Origin of the sequence: Ensifer sp. ENS09, assembly GCF_014852425.1 — a bacterium.
Taxonomy (GTDB): Bacteria; Pseudomonadota; Alphaproteobacteria; order Rhizobiales; family Rhizobiaceae; genus Ensifer.
In genome coordinates this window covers 1-17,399 of record NZ_JACVBP010000011.1, presented here as the reverse complement: position 1 = coordinate 17,399, position 17,399 = coordinate 1, and the positions used below count along the sequence as shown (strand labels likewise).

Genomic DNA, 17,399 nt, shown 5'->3' with positions numbered 1-17,399 from the left:
CCAAATTGACACGAAAAACGGCATTCGTTCTTGGCGGGAGCAGAGGTATCGGAGCTGAAATAGTCCGGACCCTGGCACTGTCGAATTTTGATGTGTTTTTCACGTATAACTCGTCCTTTGCATTGGCTACAAATTTGTGCCACGAGCTGCGACAAGCCGGACGTACTTGTTATTGTTTTAGGGCAGATGTTCGGGAGCGTTCCAGCGTAGACCGGGCTGTCAATGAGGCAGCAGGGCTTCTTGGGCATATTGACATTCTCGTAAACAATGCTGGCATTGTAATGCGTGGAAAATTGCAAGAATTCAACACTTTAGCGTTTGAGGAAATATTCAACATTAACGTCAGGGGCCCTTTCTTTACGTCGCAAGCGGTCCTGCCGTTCATGCCAAAAGGCGGAAGGATAGTCATGGTAGGGAGTGTTGCGGCAGATAGATCAGCAGTTCAAGGTTCCGCATTCTATGCGGCCACCAAGGCAGCGCTGTCTTCTATGGCACGGGGATTTTCTCGCGACGTTGCTGATTTGGGAATAACGGTCAATACCATTCAGCCGGGTGTTATTGATACAAATAAATTTCCCTCCCCTGCTCTTAATCCGGAAGCAGAGCACGCAATTCCGGCCGGGCGAAAGGGGCTTCCCAGCGATATCGCCAACTTGGTCAGATTTCTTGCTAGTGACGAATCTTCCTACATCACAGGGACGAGTCTCAATGTAGATGGAGGCTATCTGGCTTAGGTTTATTGTTATAGTAGGGCTTGGCGGCATCTTGCCTCAGTCAATCTTTTCACCTTGCTAACCGTCCCTCAGGTTTCATCCCAATGTACATAGCCGCGTTCCTTGATCTCACGAAACAGTCGACTGCCCGTGAGACCGGGATAGGCCTTTACCCGGTCACGAAGATAGGCGGCAACGGGTCGATCACCACCGCCCGTGGCTTTCGTGGGCCGTAGGACGGAGCCTCCAGACCGCGCTCGATGTATTTGCGTACCGTCTTGCGGTCGATGCCAGTCTGCCTGGCGATCGCCGACACCGACAAACCTTGTCGATGCAAATCAAGGATCATGATCGTCTCCCCCGTTTGATCACCGAAATCCACCTTCCGACCATCGGAACGAGTATCGATGACGACACGCCGCCGGTCTTCCGGGGCGCGCCCAGAAAGACCGGCTAGCGCGCAAACTGGGGAAGATTCAAACGGCACCTCCTTCTGGGGAGTATTGATCCGGTATCGACACGTGACGTCGTCGCTGTCCCTGTTTGACGCCGGCGCGGGTGAAAAGCCGATGCTCCAGAGCATCGTCTGTCAGTTCTCCTGGCAATGGCCAGCTCAGCCCGGCGGCCTTAGCCCGATCCAGATTATCTTGCACCGTACTTCGGGCGATCCCGAGCACCACGGCAATCTCGCGGACGCTTGTCCCGCCGGCAGACAGCCGCAGCATCTGTCGTATGTGTCGCATGGTCAGCCTGCTGACCCAAAGGCATCGTCAGGACGGAAAAACCGTCCGGTTAACTCCCGGAATCCGCAGCGTGCATCCTTGAGTAAGGACCGTGTGAATTTATGAGGTCTGTGTGCTTCCCAACTTCTGCAACTACTCCGTTCTCAACCATTACAACGAAGTCGCTTTTTGAAACTGCCGACCTTCTGTGAGCTATAACCAGTACAGCACGGGATTTGCGGAGCAAATCAATGCTTTCAAGCACGCCCGCTTCTCGAGTTGCGTCCAACTGTGAAGTTGCCTCGTCGAGTACTAAGATTTCGCTATTCGTGAGCAACGCTCTTGCTATCGATATGCGTTGCCTTTCTCCGCCAGAAAATCGACGACCCTGCGCGCCCACCAACGTATCCATTCCTTCTGGAAGTCTTTCTAGGAGTTCTGTTAGTCCCGCCAGATGGCAAGCCTCAAGCAGATCTGAATTCGATGATGTGGGAGCGACGTAACTAAGATTTTCTCTTAGAGTTGTATTTCGCAGGTACGTGTCTTGGCTAACCAGAGAAACCTTTGATCGGATTTCCTCCTCGGACATTGAAAGCGTGTCGTTGCCTTCGAGGAGAACCCGTCCTCGGCTAGGGCGCAGTAAGCCGCATGCCAGCCCAACAATGGTTGATTTGCCTGACCCAGACATACCGGCAACCGCAACGGTCTGCCCACGTTGAATTGAAAGAGTGAGATCTTTTACCGCCCAATCTGGGACTGTGGTCGGCTTTTCTTGGTTGGGCGCAATCTTAAGCGACGTAAGCGAGGCGGTTCCTGCAAAGCCTGTTGCTGATTGTGCCGCCGATACGTTGGAGAGGCCTTCGATGGACGCTTGTTCTATCGAAGGGTAACGAAACCAAACACTTTCAAACGCTAGTAATGAAGCTGGTCTTAAAGCTGCTTGGGCAGAGATTGTGTCAATCGTCGCCCCCATCGCACTTGGTTTAGATATACTCGCCAACCCACTGTTCGGGGATGTCAGTACGTCTTCCACTCTTTTCAGCCCAATAGAGCCTCTGATGATGGGGTAGCGAAGACTAATCAATTCACTCAGCGGGTGCCTCAGAATACCTATGTACAGAAGTGCCGAAATAGCTCCACCCACAGAAGAAATGTCAAGGGATGCAAGAAGTGTTGCAATTCCCAGTACGAATATCGAAACAAGACTAAAGCTCATATCATAAAATGTGCTAATGCTCGAGCGCCAAAATTCTAGGATCGTCGAATTATCTGCTGCGTCTCTTGAAGCTTTATCAAAGTTCGCGACCTCAGTCTCCGTCGCCCCGGCCTGCCTAATCAGATTGATCGCATCAACGCCGGTAGTATTTTCGATTATGCTCGACAACCGTCCGCTATCCTCAAACGATGCCTCGATCGTTTCGTTGATTTGGGCTTCGGCATAACGAACGAGTACCAGGGAGATCGGAACAACAACGAATCCAAGCAGGTACCACGGATCAAGCGCAGTTAGGGCGAACGCAGCAGTAATGATTGAAGTCCAGCCGCGAACGGCGGCCAGGGGAACTGTAACGAACATAGGCTCGAGCATTCGAATATCGTTCGTCAGGCGGCTAATCAACACTCCTTGATTTATCGTGGTGTACGTCAGATACGGCATTTTAAGCACGTTTTCATAAACTCTTCGGGACACGTGCTGTGCTGCGCTGTAGCCAATCCTTGTTGCGCGGCGGCTGGATTCAATGGCTGCAATGGCGCTCGTTGCCGACAACAACATCATGTAGCAAAATAGCGGCCAAAGCTCCCACAACTTGTCACCCGACAGAAGCCGGTTGATCGTGAGGCCGAACAATAAAGGGAGGCCCATGGGCAATATTGCGCTCATTATTGCAAGGGCGAGAACGACAAACAACGATGTTCGGTCGAGTTTTATTTCTAGATCTATCAACCTCTTGATCAAGGTAAGCTTATTAACGGTACTTGCCATTGCGAGATTCTCGTGTGTAAGCCAATCGTATTGGCGTTCTAGTTCTCGTATCGCTCGCCGGATCCTTTTTATATTTCGGTAAAGCCAACGCTCGTCTTCATTAGGCGCGGCTTGAATAGCTGTTTTTCTATAGGATTTTACATCGCTACATTACCGTATACCGTTCTGTCCAATGCTTAATTAGGATCGACAATGCAGAAGGCGCATTAGCTTACGGATACCGATTTGAAAAGACCTGCGACCTTCACCGGATGTTTAAAGCAAGCACCCCACTGGTTCATGAGCAGTGACGATGCGTGGGCAGAGATGGAGTGTTGGCATAGACACTGTAACGAGTTCCGGTCACATAGCGGGATCAGGAACAGGGTGCCGATTTCGCTCATTAGTTGCTCATCGGCGCCCCCGCCGACATGAGCCCTAACCCCGAAATATCCAGCTCCAGCTGGCCCATATTCGGTGCACCTCGCCACCAATTTGGCCGCATCCCAGTTGTTCGGAAAGTCGACGAGCTCAGCCCGCACGAAGGTTCACGGAATACCTACACTGGCGGGAGTTCGAACGGACTATTTCTGAATAGTAACTGATCGCACCGCGCGCATGTCTGGTTCCCAGCCGACGAGTGCCGGAAAGCGATTTCCTCCAGCCGTTCAACTCCTGAAGCAAGAACTTCATCAAGTGTAATCATGCTGGGAAGAAAATAACAGCCGAGGATGCTGCCATCCGCGCGTAGCACGGCGGAGACATTTGGAATGATACAATTTCTTGGTTGCGGCGTGCATGGTTGACCGCGCAGGCTCTTATACCGATTTAGGTATCGCCTGAGATCCCCCTCATAAACAAATCCATTTTCAATCTCAGTCCGATACCTTGTCTCGAATTCGATGACATACCGCTCAAACTCATCAATCTCTGTTTCTGTGAGGAGGGTCGCTTTGATATACGGATCTCGGTTGAACTTTTCACGATCAAATGCAAATGCCGCTTCCGAAAAATCCAATGCCCCAAAGCCTACGCCATCGACAAATTCGAGCTGAGACACGACCTCCATCAGTTCCACAATCTCACGAAAATTTTGTCGTTGGATTGTCATTTTCAGATAGATAATTGTATTAGGGTAAGAGCTCTTAGTATGCTCGAGGGCATCAAAAATTTTGTATAGATGATCATAGCCCCGTATCGCTGCAAAGGTCTCCTTCCTTGCGCCGTCGATCGAAACTGTCACACGATCAAAGTATTTGCCGATATCACGATTCTTCATCAGAATTGGGCTACCATTCGTGCAGACACTCTTCCGTGCTCCAGCAGGAAGAAGCGCTGCAATATCACGCCAATATCGATTTAGGAGTGGTTCTCCCCCAGTCATAAGAACAGATTTTAGGGTGTCTCCAGGAAATAGGTCCAAGAAGGCTCGAGCGGATTCGATACTCATCGATTTTGGCGCACTTAAGCGCCAGTAGTCGCACATGATACACTTGTAGTTACAAGCCTCGGTTAGTTCGAGGGCAACATTCCTGATCCTGCGCTCAACGATTTCGTCAGCAAGTTGTCCCATGGCATACCTCACTATGAATCAAACGTTGCTAGGATAGCTGCTGCTCTTTTCCTAACGCTGTCATCACGTCCAAAGCGCACTAAACGTTGCAAGGTGGACACGGCAGCTTTATTACCGATCGCGCCTTCATCCAAGGCCAGCTCATCGCGTCGCGCATAGTATTTCGGACTGTAAGGTACTTGGGGCACCTGAAGGGGGAGCCAGTAATGACGGAGAGATTCCGACTCCCAGTTGGAGTACAAATCCTCCCAGTCATACCCCTCGCCTTTGAGATTGAAAGCTAGTTCGCATATAGGATCGCGTGCGGATTGGTACCGACAATCGACTGAAAGGCGCATGCGGTTAGTTAAATTAGGCAACGCTTTGTGCACAGTTAACGTATAAAAAATGAGCACATCTCCAGCAGCGAAATTTCCGCAGCGCCAGCTGTCCGTTAATGGATCGCGAACCTCTACGCCCCCGGCGCCCAGAGCCAGTTTGTAATCATAGAGGCCGTCGCGATGCGTTCCCTTCGCAACCATCAATGAGCCATTTTCCATCGGGCAATCGTGAAGGGGCATCCATACTGTGACTGTGTCGGGAGAACCTTGGAGGGCCCAATAATCCTGGTGTGCTGGTGTGGAGAAGTTGTCCCCTTCCGGGTTCACAGGAAAAATCAAACGACCAATGGGACGCGGATGGGGGAGCAAGTCGCTAATGCCAAGTGCGTCTGAAATGACAGCCTTCAGCGAGTGGCAGTGCGGCAACGAATGGAACCGCTCTAAAAAGTAGACTCTATCGTAGACTTTTCGAAACTCTGGCTCCGGTTCTACGCAGGCTAAACTGGTGTTGGCGGTTAGATCAGAAGATATCTCTGCGTTTTGGAGCCAGTTCGCTTTAGCTATCTCCGTCCTCACGTCCTGGAAAACGTTCTCCAACTCGTCCTTAGGGATCACATTTCTCAGGAAAAGATAACCATCCATCCTCAACTGCTGCCGGAGCGCCGCTGGCGATCCGATCAGATCGGTTGAATCAAAGAATTCTTTATAGGTCATGTGCTTCCTCCAACGGCGGTCTCTTCCAAAACGATCGAACCTTTCCCATCGTGAGTGTTGATGGTGCAGGTGGCGCCGATTGGTAGTGTAAGCATCGGATCGGTGTGCCCGAAGGCCACATCAGCTATTATCGGGAAGTGTTCGTCAGCCAGCCTTTCGACGACAATGTCATCCAGCGATAGACCGCTGACATCCCTTGCGTCCGGAGATCTGCCAACTAGTAAACCTCGAACGCGGTCGAACAGTCCACATTGCCGAAGATGTGATAGTGACCGCCTCACACGTGGCAAAAAAGCTTCAGCTTCGACCGCTTCTATAAAGAGCACAATCGATTCGGGAGGCCTCCAGTACCTCGTGCCGGCAAGGAGGTTCAAAGTCTCAATGTTGCCGCCCCAAATTATGCCCGAGCCGGAACCTTCGCGCAACGTTCGATTGCCGTCTTGTTTGATCATTCTCCTAGGGCGTGTTCGCCAATCACCGTTTCCCCATTCCAGCCGTTCATCCGTCCAAGCCTCCGGATGCTCAAGCGTCAGCCTGTGCGGGCGACGGGAAACGACATCCAAAAAGCTCTTGACAGTAAAAGGAAATATTGTGGGGTACTCACCGAATTGTGTCATAACTGCTGGCCCATAAAACGTGATCCATTTCAATTGAGCATGGATTGCGAGCAGTAAGGATGTGCAATCGCTGTATCCAGTTACTATCTTCGGCCGAGTATTTAAGGAATCGAAATCGATCAGGTCTAATATTTCGGCGCTATTAAATCCTCCAGTCGTGAAGAATATGGCTTTAATCGTGTCGTCTTCTAAGAACTGCGCCAGCTCGGCTGCTCTCGCTTTGGTAGACGCTGACACAAACCCTCTCTCCGTCAGGCAGGTTTGGCCTACAACAACATCGACGTGAAGCACGTTACGTAGTACCGAAACGGCGTGTTGAAACCTGTCTGGAAAAAAGTAAGAAGCGCTTGAGGAAGGGGCAAAGATCGCGACTCTGTCACCTTTTTGGAGGGGCGGAGGCTTGAGAAACATCAAAGCACCTCCGGTCTCAGCCCGCAAATGAGGGCATTTTCCCAGAAAATTTTGTGTTTAATTGAAGCAGATAGGTCAGATTTATCAAGAAAGTCGACGTCATCGGTGACGTCTAATCCCCACCAGGAGCAAAACGGCCACGTGGAACCGAACACTAGTTTATCTTCGAGCCCAAATTCCGTGATTAGGCGGTCGAGCACTCCGTAGGGGCCAAGGGAAGCAAGAACTTTTCCGTCAGCTACTGGCAAGCCATCTTCACCGTTTTCTTTCCATCTGCCGAGCGAAGTCAGACCACTCAGATCTAGGTAAGCGTTTGGTACTTCCCGCACCAGGTCTAAAGTCTTGGGGCACAGCCGCGCCACATGGCCAATGACGACCGGGATATCGTCCAACGCGATGGCGCACTTGACAGCAATATCTGGGGTTGCCCGAACGTCCGGAAACAGAGGCCTCGTTGCCCTCTCGCGGCCGTTGCCGACATGCATGAGGACAGATTTTTTGTATCTCCTTAAGTACCCCAGGAGCTCGTCATTCAAGAGAAGGTCGTCGAGATTGAATTTTCCTAGGTACGGCCATAGTTTAATGCCCACTGACGGATGCAATTCGTCTGCGGTTGCTAGTTCATCAACCGCCTGAGCTCCGCAGTCTGGTCTCACTGCATAGATTGGCGCCAAGTTCTTCTGAATTCCTGGAGACGCTTTTGCAACGTATGAATTCGCGGATAGAAAAGTTCCATCAGGTGTTGATGGAAAGGGCATTATAGCAGCGCCTCGAATTTCGTGTCCTCGCTGGCACAGGTCCTTCTGAGCATGGTGCCACTCGTCAACTCCTGAAAAATGGACCCACTCCGGCTTGTTTTCTTTCGCCCAATGGTCAATGCCCCAGAGGCGTGTTGCATCAAAAACGCTCGCCATGATCACCTCGTTGAAAGAAAAACCGTTCTCTGCGTCGTTGGACTGGTAGGTTGCGTGCTATATCCGTCGAAAGTAAAAGTTTTTCTGAAGCCGTTTCTCGCAAGTTCTCCTATTATCACGTCCTCGTCGTAGAAGAATTGTCGATGAGTTTCGAAGTTGCGTGAATACAAATCGTGTTCCGCATGCTTAAATATATCTATATCAAAGTCTATATGAGAGGCAGAGAGCCTATTAGACCATATGTAGGCAAATTTTTCTCTAGATTCGGCGTATGTTGTATTACCAAAAATTTCCTTTAGTTTGTATGATGTATTCATGTCAAATAGCAACGTTCCGCCGTCGTGGATATAGGATGAAAGTATGCCTATAGCTGATCCAATATCATTTGGGCTTAAGTAATTCATGCTGTCGAGGGTACATGTGACGAGCTCTACATCGCGTAATAGAAGATCTTCTCGAAGGTCGGCTAACCGAAACTCAACGTTTGGTTTTCCTTTAAGCCGTTCCAGAGCGATCGTGAGCATTTCAGGGGAGCGGTCGAAACCGATGATCGTGGCACCGGATGCGCTAAGCATTTCGGTGAGCCGGCCAGTACCACAGCAGGCATCTAAAACTTTTGCTCCACGCTTGATCTGACACTCGTCCAACAAATTTATGATCGAGGCGTAATCAAAATCGGCCATCCACTCGTCGTAGACGGATGCTATTGAAGAGTAGCCGCCGCCATTTTCACTGGATTCAGAACGGTACATCGATCACACTCCCTGCCGTAATACGGAATTGATTTTCCACGAGCGAGCTACACAAAATGGCGACTTGCTCTGGGGAAAGGTGCCTTTCAGGGTCTTCGTCCGGAAAGACAGCAGCACGCATTGGTGTGGAAACCGCGCTTGGTGAGATCACGTGCAGCGTGACCCCAGCCTCGCTCAACTCTCTTGCAGCTGTCTGTGCAAGGTGAAGCAGTCCTGCCTTAGCTGCGCCATAGGCCAGGACGTTAGTAAAATTTCCTCGCGCAGCCCTCGATCCTAACACTATCACGTTCCCGCGCGAGGCTTTGAGAAGCTTGCTGGAGTAATGGAGCAAATAGAAAGGTCCAACTAGGTTGGTTTGGACAATGGTCTCGAAATCGCTTGGGTCAGTCGTTTCGATGCCTCCGAGTTTTGCGAGACCTGCGCTACAAACTAGAAGATCAAGCCTGCCACAAACGTTTTTGACCATCGCCAGGCTATGCTCAACGGACAGGGCGTTAGTAACGTCGATGCCAAGGCTGAGCAGAGCGCCCGGTTCCAACGGAAGGCCATTGCAAAGTGTATCTGGTGCCCCTCTTGCCATTGAAACTACTAGCCAACCGCGACGGCAAAGATCGTTGACTATCGCGCGGCCAATTCCGCGCGTCCCACCTACGACTATCGCCACCTTAACATGAGCCGCTAATTTCATCGCCCCCACCACCTCGAAGCTTAGTAAAACGCACGTCCCTCCGGCCAGCGCTGACGCAATAGACTTGTGCTGCGATTCCCAATTAGAGAGGAGGAATAGCTGACTATTTCAATACCTCCCGAGCTATCTTCCTTTTCACTATCGTTCAGAAAAATGGGTGGGCTAGCACTGTTGCTCATTCTAGATACTGCCGCCTGGGTAAGGGCGTCGTCTTCGCGCCGGAGCAGGCGCGAGAGATCAGAGGACTCATCAAAATCTTCCCATTGCCTGGACCGGGAGAAGACACGTCTTTTCCTTCTCCCTTGCGTAACAAACAGCGGAGCACCGCGACGGCCTACCCAAACTTTGAGGGCCTCCTCTTGCGGTAGATTGGTAAAGACAATCCGTATTCGATTGTCGTATGGGAGATCACCAAAACCGCTAGCATCTCCGTGGACAACAACCTGAGCGGGAGAGATCGATGAGGGAAGTTGGAGATCATTGGCTCTATGAAGTAAAACACAGAAGCCCAAGACTTTTTCGGTTATTCCGATGTCGAACGCTTCGTGAGAGGCCGGTATGCCCGCCATCTCGCGGTAAACATCGCCGACAACAAAGAACATTGCTAATATCGTGGGCGCTCCAGTTCCGCTATGCGATACAACAGCAAGTAGACGTTTGGCGTAGTTTTTCCACGGTCCAAAATCGAGAACTCTTACCGGGATACATAGGCTGTCAAAAAAACTCACCAGCGCATCGATTGCGCGCTGGGTCTCTTTGTTTACCGATGACGCTCTAACGAGTCGGTTGTATTGGACGAACGGGTAAATAAAGCGATCTCTAAATAGAGTCGGGGTTCCGCCCTTGACGCTCCTAAAGCCCTGAAAAACGGCAATTGTTTCGCGGGGATCTTCGTTCTCTGGGCGTCCAACTAACTCTTTTAGTCCAGCCAATGCAGCGTCGGGGCGCAAAACACTCTGTGTCCCAAACAACTCGACTCTGTATACGGCGTCGAATCCCCCAAAACCAGCCACCTCGCCGTCATATAGCTCGGAGCTAATGACTACGTTCCGGGATCTCGTTTTCGCGTTAGAATTGACTGAAACTGCGGCTTCAAAGTGCGTCACAAGTCGGTCTAGTAAAGCAGCTCCCCAGCCGCGGATGAAGTGAAAGCCCTTACCAGTACTAGACCCAGGCAAAATAATGTCTGTTTCTTCGAGGAGGCTGTAATACTTTCTACTTATGCCGAATGAATTCTCTTCTTCACTCACCTTATCCTCCACAGACAAATGAAAGTATCAAATTTCGTTTGCCAAACAACTCATTAACGCTGCAGGTAAGGATTGCGTCCGGGAAATTTCCTCGGACTTCATCTGTTGCGCGATCTGGAGGATCAAACCATTGCGCGTGGACCAAGCTCTCAAACTCCGTGCCCTCCGCTATCCCCGGGCCAATCGCAAACACTTTACGCACGCCGTGTTTGACGGCTTTTTTTGGCAATAAATTGAATGGGCCTTCTGCGCTCCGTACGTACAATTCTCCGCCGGATTCAATACGAACGGATTGGCCGTAGTATAATTCATCAATAGCGCCCTTTCGTTTTGGCAATACCATCGGGCAAATCAATCTCTCGAAATTAAGGACACTAAAAATGTCCATTACCGCCTTCGCACCGATCATCGCTACACCACAAGGTTGATAATTCGATTGGGTATATAGTGGTAATTACTAATTTCTCGGTTCGCGACGCGCGTTTTAACCTCTGGAAGAGCAAGTGCCGCTGACAGAATTTCCGCCTCATCCAAGTCTGTTGCAATAGTCATAGTTCGGATCAGCTTGCCGTTGATCTGAATGGGCAGCACGATCGTTGCCGAGTGGAAGAGACGATGATTTATCATGGGCCAGGGTTCCGACGCGACCAATGAGGCGCGACCGGAAAGAGCCCAGAGTTCCTCTGAAACATGTGGGGCAAATGGAGACAACAATCTCACGAGAAGACGAAGAGAGCCGGCCAACACATTTGGGCTAACTTTACTCGCCTTCTCATACAACAGATTTGTTATCGCCATGATCGCGGCGATTGCCGCATTGAAATGAAAGCGCTCAACGTCTGCCGTTACTTTTCCAATAGCGAGTTGCAACTCCCGAGCGACCTCTTGGTCAGTTTCGTTCTTACAGTGTTCTGGAGAAATTTCGACAGCGGTAGAATTGTTGAGTAGATCAACGTTGTTAGTGAATAAGCGGAAAACCCGAGCCAGGTAGTTACGCATTGCCTGGGGTCCATTGTCGTCCCAGTTTATGGGAGCATTGTAAGTCGTCTTAAAGAGCAAGTAACACCTGACCGCGTCGGCGCCGAATTTCTGAACCACAAGCGACGGATCGGTTACATTCCCGAGAGATTTCGATTGTTTTCTGCCCTGGGCATCGTTCACCATACCTTGGTTGTAAAGCTCGACGAAAGGTTCATCAAACTCGATGTAGCCGAGATCGTGGAGAACTTTAGTTATGAACCTCGAATAAATAAGATGAAGTGTCGCATGTTCAATGCCTCCAATGTATACATCCGCGGGCGCAATCCTATTGCAGCGCTCGGAGTCAATCGGTGTTTGACTAGAGGGCGAAGGGTAACGCAGGAAGTACCATGATGAATCTACAAACGTATCCATTGTATCGGGGTCACGAGCAGCCTTGCTGCCGCACTTCGGGCACTGTGCGGTCATCCAATCTTTGTCGCGCGATAAGGGGCTCCCGCTTCCTTCACCGATAAGATTCTCTGGAAGGAGAACCGGTAGCTGTTCCGGATCAAGGGGGACTGCTCCGCATTCTGCGCAGTGTACGACGGGGATGGGGCAGCCCCAATATCGCTGCCGAGAGATAGACCAATTCTGTAGTCGGTAATGGGTGGACCTTCTTCCCTTACATTCCGCTTCGAGGTGGGCGATCAGAAGCTCTCTTGCGCTGTCACTGCATAGACCGTCGATGAGTGGGTGCGAGTTCGTGACGATCCCATCAGTAGTGAACAAATTTGTAACGCCGTCACCCACTGAAAAGTCGTCACCCACTGATATGACATTGTGGACTGGAAGTCCGAATAATGCAGCGAAATCAGCGTCGCGTTCGTCGTGGGACGGCACGCCAATCACAGCTCCGGTACCGAAATCCGGCATGACATAGTTTGCGACGTAGACAGGAATTCGTTCTTTATTGAGAGGATTCTTTGCATAAAGGCCCGTAAAAATCCCATTCTTTGCACCGGCCGATCTCTCCTCAGCCGACAGAACAAGAACTGATTCACAGTATGCTTCTACTGAACTCCGGAGATTGGGAGAGATAGGGAGTTCGCCTATGATTGTGTGTTCCGGTGCCAATGCGATAAAGGTGCATCCCGCAAGTGTATCCAACCGCGTCGTAAAGGCGTTAATTGTTATGCTGGAATCCTCAACATCGAAGTCAACTTCCGCTCCCTCCGTCCGCCCAATCCAACTTCGCTGGATGTTGCGGACGGAAGTAGGCCATCCTTCGAGCTTATCCAAATCGTCCAACAATCTGTCGGCGTAGGACCTTATGTTGACAAACCACTGCGGTATCCGACGTTTAAAAACCGCGGCGCCTGAGCGCCAACCTTTGCCATCGATAACTTGCTCGGCAGCTAGAACTGTTTGCTCAACTGGGTCCCAATAGACATAAGTATCGTCTCTATAAATTAGACCGCTATTGTATAGCTCGAGGAACAATTTTTGTTGAGCCAGAATGTACGGCGTACTGCAGGTCGCGAGCTCGTTAGACCAAGAGTAACCAAACCCAAGTAGCTTCATCGATTTCTTCATCGAAGAGATCGCGTCCCCTGTGAACTGCGCGGCAGGGACTCCGAACTTTATGGCGGCATTTTCCGCAGGCAAGCCGAAGCTATCCCATCCCATAGGATGGAGTACGCTGTAACCTCTAGCGATCTGCATTCTGGCGAGCGTGTCGCCCATAGAGTAATTTCTGACATGGCCAATATGTAGATGTCCGGAGGTATATGGAAACATCTCTAAGACGTAGAACGTCTTGTCGGTCGCATTAGGGTCCCATTCAAAGACTTGGTTTTCGTCCCATTTCGTTTGCCAAAACGCATCTCGGCTACGGTGGTCGTATGTCATCGCGCCTGGCCTATCTTCGCGTTCCGGTAAAAAGTTCACCCTCGTCGATACCGGCGTCTCGGCGCAGTATCATAACTGAATAACCCATATGCGATAGATTATCGCGAAAGAGCGACATATAGGATACATAGACGTTATTCAGCGTTCGCCATGCGTCGCTCTCGAAGCGGGTATCGTCTATCTGACCCAGTATGTTGCGGCAGAAGGTGGTGATATCTGTGTCGGATTTCTGGTCAAATGCCCAGTCACTCTGATGTACGAGGTCTAAGCCGGTCGATCGAAAGAAATCCGTTGCCTCCCGTTTGTATTTCACCGCAATAGGGACCTGGATTGCGGATCTGACTTTATCCACCAGATCCTTCGGCGGCGGTTCCAGGTAATACATTGGTACGGCTGCAAGAAACCCATTGGGCCGCAGGACTCGCAGGTACTCTTTCAAGGCCTGCGATTGATCGTCTATAAGCGATGTAACATTCCCGCAAAACACGAGATCGAAAGTTCCATCTTTAAACGGCAGCGCCTTGGCATCTGCGACCTCGAACGTAGCGGAGGGCGTATTGGCGCGCACAGCTCGGGCCCGAGCGATGGCGATGCTCGCCTCGTTTATGTCGATGCCGACGGTTTCTGCTGCGGTTAAGCGAGCAAACTCGATAGCAGTGAACCCAGTGCTGCATCCTATATCGAGGATCCGACTTTCTCCGCGAATGAACGCTTTCGCAGCAACTTCGTGAATAGTCGCGAGGCCGCCGGGCGGACGATTAGTTTCCTGCACCACACTGATTAATTCGTTGTAGCTCATCGCCGACACTCTATCGGCCGTCAATTTTACGATATTCATCTATTGATACCTTACGGGTTGATAACTTCGCCGTGCTTTCTCAGCCAGAGACAACAGTCCCTGATATCCCCTACGTCGAGTGCCCACATAATGAAGCGTTCGATTCCTAGACCGAAACCCGCCGTCCTAAGGGGACTGACCTTCTTCATTTCGAGGTACCAATGATAAGGTATTGGATCCACATCATGATCCGCAATGGATCGCTCAGTGCTCTGAAAATTGTGGCACCTTTCTCCGGCCCCAAGAATTTCTCCAGGCCCAAGGAGCAAGTCCGCACTCAGGCAGGCCTGCGTGCCCTCCTCCGGACGTTGGTAAAATGGACAACTCATTCTAGGCATATGACTTATCCAAACGGGAGATCCTACGACGGCCATGATTTGGTGCTCTCCCGCGCGTGTCATCGTCATCACCCCAGGCAACAACTCTTTAGTTGCCTCAGGCGCAAAACGAAGAAGTTCTAGGGCATCGCTGTGGCGCAACCGTGGAAAGTTGCCTTTTAAGCTCGCGACGTGTTGCAGGTGAGCTAACGACCCAGCAGATTCCAGTACTTGCCTCTCGCATTTCTCGAGAAGGGTCTGAGCCAGATGGGAAACATATTTCCCGCCCAGTTCAATGATATCATCCAATCCGCCTTCTATTTCGACCTCGGAATGGGAGAATTCTGCTAGATGAGTTGTATCGACATCCTCTCCTCGAAATGAAGAAGAGATATAGTAGACTGGGCGTTTAGCTATTCGAACGCCAAGTTCGAGGAGAAATTGTAAGGAGTCGGCAAGGTAGACTTCCTTGCCTTGAATGATCGCTCGTACCGGTAACGAGTCGCTTCCCAACCCCATTGGGCTCGAGACGCTACCAGTAGTTATTGGGACATGCAGGTTATCAGCGCCGAAGCCCTGAAAAAACGCTCGTGTCTCAATATCAATCGAGCACCTAACTTCATGAATCAGCCGATACCACGGGCTATTCATCAGTTGCGAAAGGTGGTTTTCGGGCTGTCGCCAACTACCGGGCGGTCGGATAAGGTCTGTGTCGGAATGTTTGAGATTCGACGTGCCGAGATGCAAAGGATTCATCAAAAACATCCTCCGGAAGGGGATTGCATCTGAAAAAATACTGGGTTGCAGGGCAATATTGTGAACAATGTAGGCTTGTGTCAACCCCAAATTGCTTACAGCAATACTAATTGCGTCAATCGGAAGTTGCTGATGCCGATTAGCGGGATTTCGTGCTAATCGGCTGACTAGAATAGCCCGCAGTTCGTTGGAGTAAATTTAAGTACGCCAACCGTAAACAGAGTAAATCGCGAGACCTTCCAACCCAGGCTGTACCTCAATTTTTGTTGAAAAGCCTTCTCTTCGAAGCCTATCGCGAGCGATGAACTGCTCGCCGCCTCCAAGGTCATGCACCTCTACGATTACGTTGCGCGTCTTCAAAAGATCTGCGGAAGTGATGCCGTCGAGCGCCAGAAGTTCCGCTTTTTCAACATCGATTTTAATAAGGTCGATTTCCGAGATGTGGTTCTTCTCGATCTCCTCCGATATCGTTCTCATTTCGCACCTATAAGGGTCGCGACGGGACAACAGTGCGTCGATCATGAGTGACATTTCGCTTTCTGAAAATTCTGCCCCCATTTTTTGCGCCTGATTCCGAGCACTCATCTCTAATGTTGTCCTGTCCAGAACTGAGTTAGAGACGATAGAACTCATGATGGTGTAACCGGGATAATAGTATAATACGCATGTTCGTTTTGTGTTACCTGCCGCGCATTCTACCAGAATCGGTGTGTTCACCAAAGGCATAGTGTTCAGTCGATAAATACGTGCACATTCTGGACTTGGTTCAAAGCTAAGTATTCTCGCTTGTGGAAACTTCAGCGCCATGAATATGGAAAACAAACCTATGTTTGCCCCAACATCAATTATTGTACCATTTCCGAATGTCATAAACGGTGGTAGATATACGTTGTCGATAAATATTTCTTTGTAAAGATAGTCAGTCTCATATCGATTTATCTCGGTTATGGAAATTCCGTTGGGGAGTGTACGTTTGTTCATGCCAAAATCTCCTGTTTTTAATAATATTAGAGATTGGTAAATGGCGGCGGGGGTTCTGTCCAGTTGCAACCTGAGGTCGGCCAATATAGTATCCAGCTACCAGACTACGTAGGTTGTCACAGCGCCTGTCAAGTGAATCGAAGGAATTGTTTCACGTCTCAACTATTTGAGGGGTTCGAATGGAATCCGAGAATTCTGGAAGTGTGCGCGCTAATATCGAGTTCCATCAATCGGGGCCGGTGCTAGGGAGTTCAACAGTGTTTGCTCCTGCAGCCGCGTGCGCTGGTGTCGTTCCATTTGAGATCGACACCGAGCTTACGATCAAATTGAAGCGACTTAGCGCGGAAATGGCCACTCCCCTCTTTGCAGTCTTACTCGTCGGTTGGGCCATAGTCTTAAACCGTATTTCTGGCCAGGATGAGTTCGTATTTGGCTTGCCAAGTGACGCTGTCGATCCGCACGAGATGCAAACTTCATCTATCAACAACGCCAGTGTGGTCTTCCTCCAAGTGGAGGCCTCGAAGGACGTTAAAGCGGTAGATTTGCTTGAGGGTGTGCGTGACGTGCTTCGCACCTCACAGGAGAGGGCGTTTGCTCGCGATCAAGCGACGGCGAGACGCGACAATGCATGGTTAAACAGATTTATTGTTAAGCTTCGGAGTAACGATTTCGATAAAAAAGGTCTTGGCATAAATAATGTGGAGGGTGGTGACCAGCTTGAATTTAAGCTACACTATGGTGGCGAAGGAATTATAGGAGATATCGGGTTTTCCGAGGAAAGAATCGGCGCGGATACGGTTGAGCGGTATGTTGGCTACTATGTGAATTCGTTGCGGGCGATGGTCGCGGATTTGCAGCAGCAGGTAGCGCGATTGGATATTCTTTCCGATGAAGAGCGCAGGCTTTTGCTGGAGACGTGGAACCAGACGGCAGCGGATTATCCTTCTGAGAAGTGCATTCACGAGTTGTTTGAGGAGCAGGTTGCCAAGACGCCTGAAG

16 protein-coding genes and 1 pseudogene are annotated in these 17,399 nt (G+C 50.4%); 2 read left to right on the top strand and 15 right to left on the bottom strand.

The window, feature by feature from the left end; all coding sequences use genetic code 11:
• The first annotated feature begins 5 nt into the window (after window positions 1-5).
• A complete protein-coding gene (locus IB267_RS32740; protein ID WP_192451548.1) occupies window positions 6-734 on the top strand; it encodes an SDR family NAD(P)-dependent oxidoreductase in 729 nt (242 codons plus the stop codon).
• Between the two features lie 89 nt (window positions 735-823).
• On the opposite strand, the pseudogene IB267_RS32735 reads toward IB267_RS32740, so the two are convergent.
• The 15 genes and pseudogenes from IB267_RS32735 to IB267_RS32665 all read right to left on the bottom strand — a co-directional run.
• Window positions 824-1,062 (bottom strand): annotated as a pseudogene (locus IB267_RS32735) (helix-turn-helix domain-containing protein); the annotation flags it as partial.
• A gap of 127 nt (window positions 1,063-1,189) precedes the next feature.
• Window positions 1,190-1,438, bottom strand: coding sequence for a helix-turn-helix domain-containing protein (locus IB267_RS32730; RefSeq protein WP_246810936.1), 249 nt, complete (start codon window positions 1,436-1,438; stop codon window positions 1,190-1,192).
• 67 nt (window positions 1,439-1,505) lie between these two features.
• A complete protein-coding gene (locus IB267_RS32725; RefSeq protein ID WP_192451547.1) occupies window positions 1,506-3,419 on the bottom strand; it encodes an ABC transporter ATP-binding protein in 1,914 nt (637 codons plus the stop codon).
• A 538-nt stretch (window positions 3,420-3,957) separates the two neighbouring features.
• The gene (locus IB267_RS32720; protein ID WP_192451546.1) at window positions 3,958-4,971 is read right to left on the bottom strand and encodes a radical SAM protein; all 1,014 of its coding nucleotides are present in this window, start codon (window positions 4,969-4,971) and stop codon (window positions 3,958-3,960) included.
• 11 nt (window positions 4,972-4,982) lie between these two features.
• Complete coding sequence (locus tag IB267_RS32715) at window positions 4,983-6,005, bottom strand: phytanoyl-CoA dioxygenase family protein (protein ID WP_192451545.1); 1,023 nt, start codon at window positions 6,003-6,005, stop codon at window positions 4,983-4,985.
• Window positions 6,002-7,033 (bottom strand): S66 peptidase family protein, encoded by a 1,032-nt coding sequence (locus IB267_RS32710; protein WP_192451544.1) that lies wholly within the window; start codon window positions 7,031-7,033, stop codon window positions 6,002-6,004. The genes IB267_RS32715 and IB267_RS32710 overlap by 4 nt, the downstream gene beginning before the upstream one ends.
• Complete coding sequence (locus IB267_RS32705) at window positions 7,033-7,947, bottom strand: amidohydrolase family protein (protein WP_192451543.1); 915 nt, start codon at window positions 7,945-7,947, stop codon at window positions 7,033-7,035. Before IB267_RS32705 ends, IB267_RS32710 begins: the two co-directional genes overlap by 1 nt.
• 2 nt (window positions 7,948-7,949) lie before the next feature.
• A complete protein-coding gene (locus IB267_RS32700; RefSeq protein WP_192451542.1) occupies window positions 7,950-8,699 on the bottom strand; it encodes a class I SAM-dependent methyltransferase in 750 nt (249 codons plus the stop codon).
• Window positions 8,686-9,387, bottom strand: coding sequence for an SDR family NAD(P)-dependent oxidoreductase (locus IB267_RS32695; protein WP_192451541.1), 702 nt, complete (start codon window positions 9,385-9,387; stop codon window positions 8,686-8,688). Before IB267_RS32695 ends, IB267_RS32700 begins: the two co-directional genes overlap by 14 nt.
• Before the next feature lie 20 nt (window positions 9,388-9,407).
• On the bottom strand, window positions 9,408-10,637 hold the full coding sequence (locus IB267_RS32690; protein ID WP_192451540.1) for a hypothetical protein: 1,230 nt from the start codon (window positions 10,635-10,637) through the stop codon (window positions 9,408-9,410).
• Window position 10,638: 1 nt separating this feature from the next.
• Window positions 10,639-11,046 (bottom strand): hypothetical protein, encoded by a 408-nt coding sequence (locus tag IB267_RS32685; protein ID WP_192451539.1) that lies wholly within the window; start codon window positions 11,044-11,046, stop codon window positions 10,639-10,641.
• 2 nt (window positions 11,047-11,048) lie between these two features.
• Window positions 11,049-13,508, bottom strand: coding sequence for a leucine--tRNA ligase (gene leuS, locus IB267_RS32680; protein ID WP_192451538.1), 2,460 nt, complete (start codon window positions 13,506-13,508; stop codon window positions 11,049-11,051).
• A 10-nt stretch (window positions 13,509-13,518) separates the two neighbouring features.
• Complete coding sequence (locus tag IB267_RS32675; RefSeq protein WP_246810932.1) at window positions 13,519-14,307, bottom strand: class I SAM-dependent methyltransferase; 789 nt, start codon at window positions 14,305-14,307, stop codon at window positions 13,519-13,521.
• 50 nt (window positions 14,308-14,357) lie between these two features.
• Window positions 14,358-15,419: an asparagine synthetase A gene (locus IB267_RS32670; protein ID WP_192451584.1), complete on the bottom strand. Its 1,062-nt coding sequence runs from the start codon at window positions 15,417-15,419 to the stop codon at window positions 14,358-14,360.
• A 198-nt stretch (window positions 15,420-15,617) separates the two neighbouring features.
• Window positions 15,618-16,400, bottom strand: a complete 783-nt coding sequence (locus IB267_RS32665) for an FkbM family methyltransferase (RefSeq protein WP_192451537.1) — start codon at window positions 16,398-16,400, stop codon at window positions 15,618-15,620.
• A 179-nt stretch (window positions 16,401-16,579) separates the two neighbouring features.
• Between IB267_RS32665 and IB267_RS32660 the strand changes: the two genes are divergently transcribed.
• Window positions 16,580-17,399, top strand: an 820-nt coding sequence (locus IB267_RS32660) for a hypothetical protein (RefSeq protein WP_192451536.1), incomplete at its 3' end; no start/stop codon positions are given.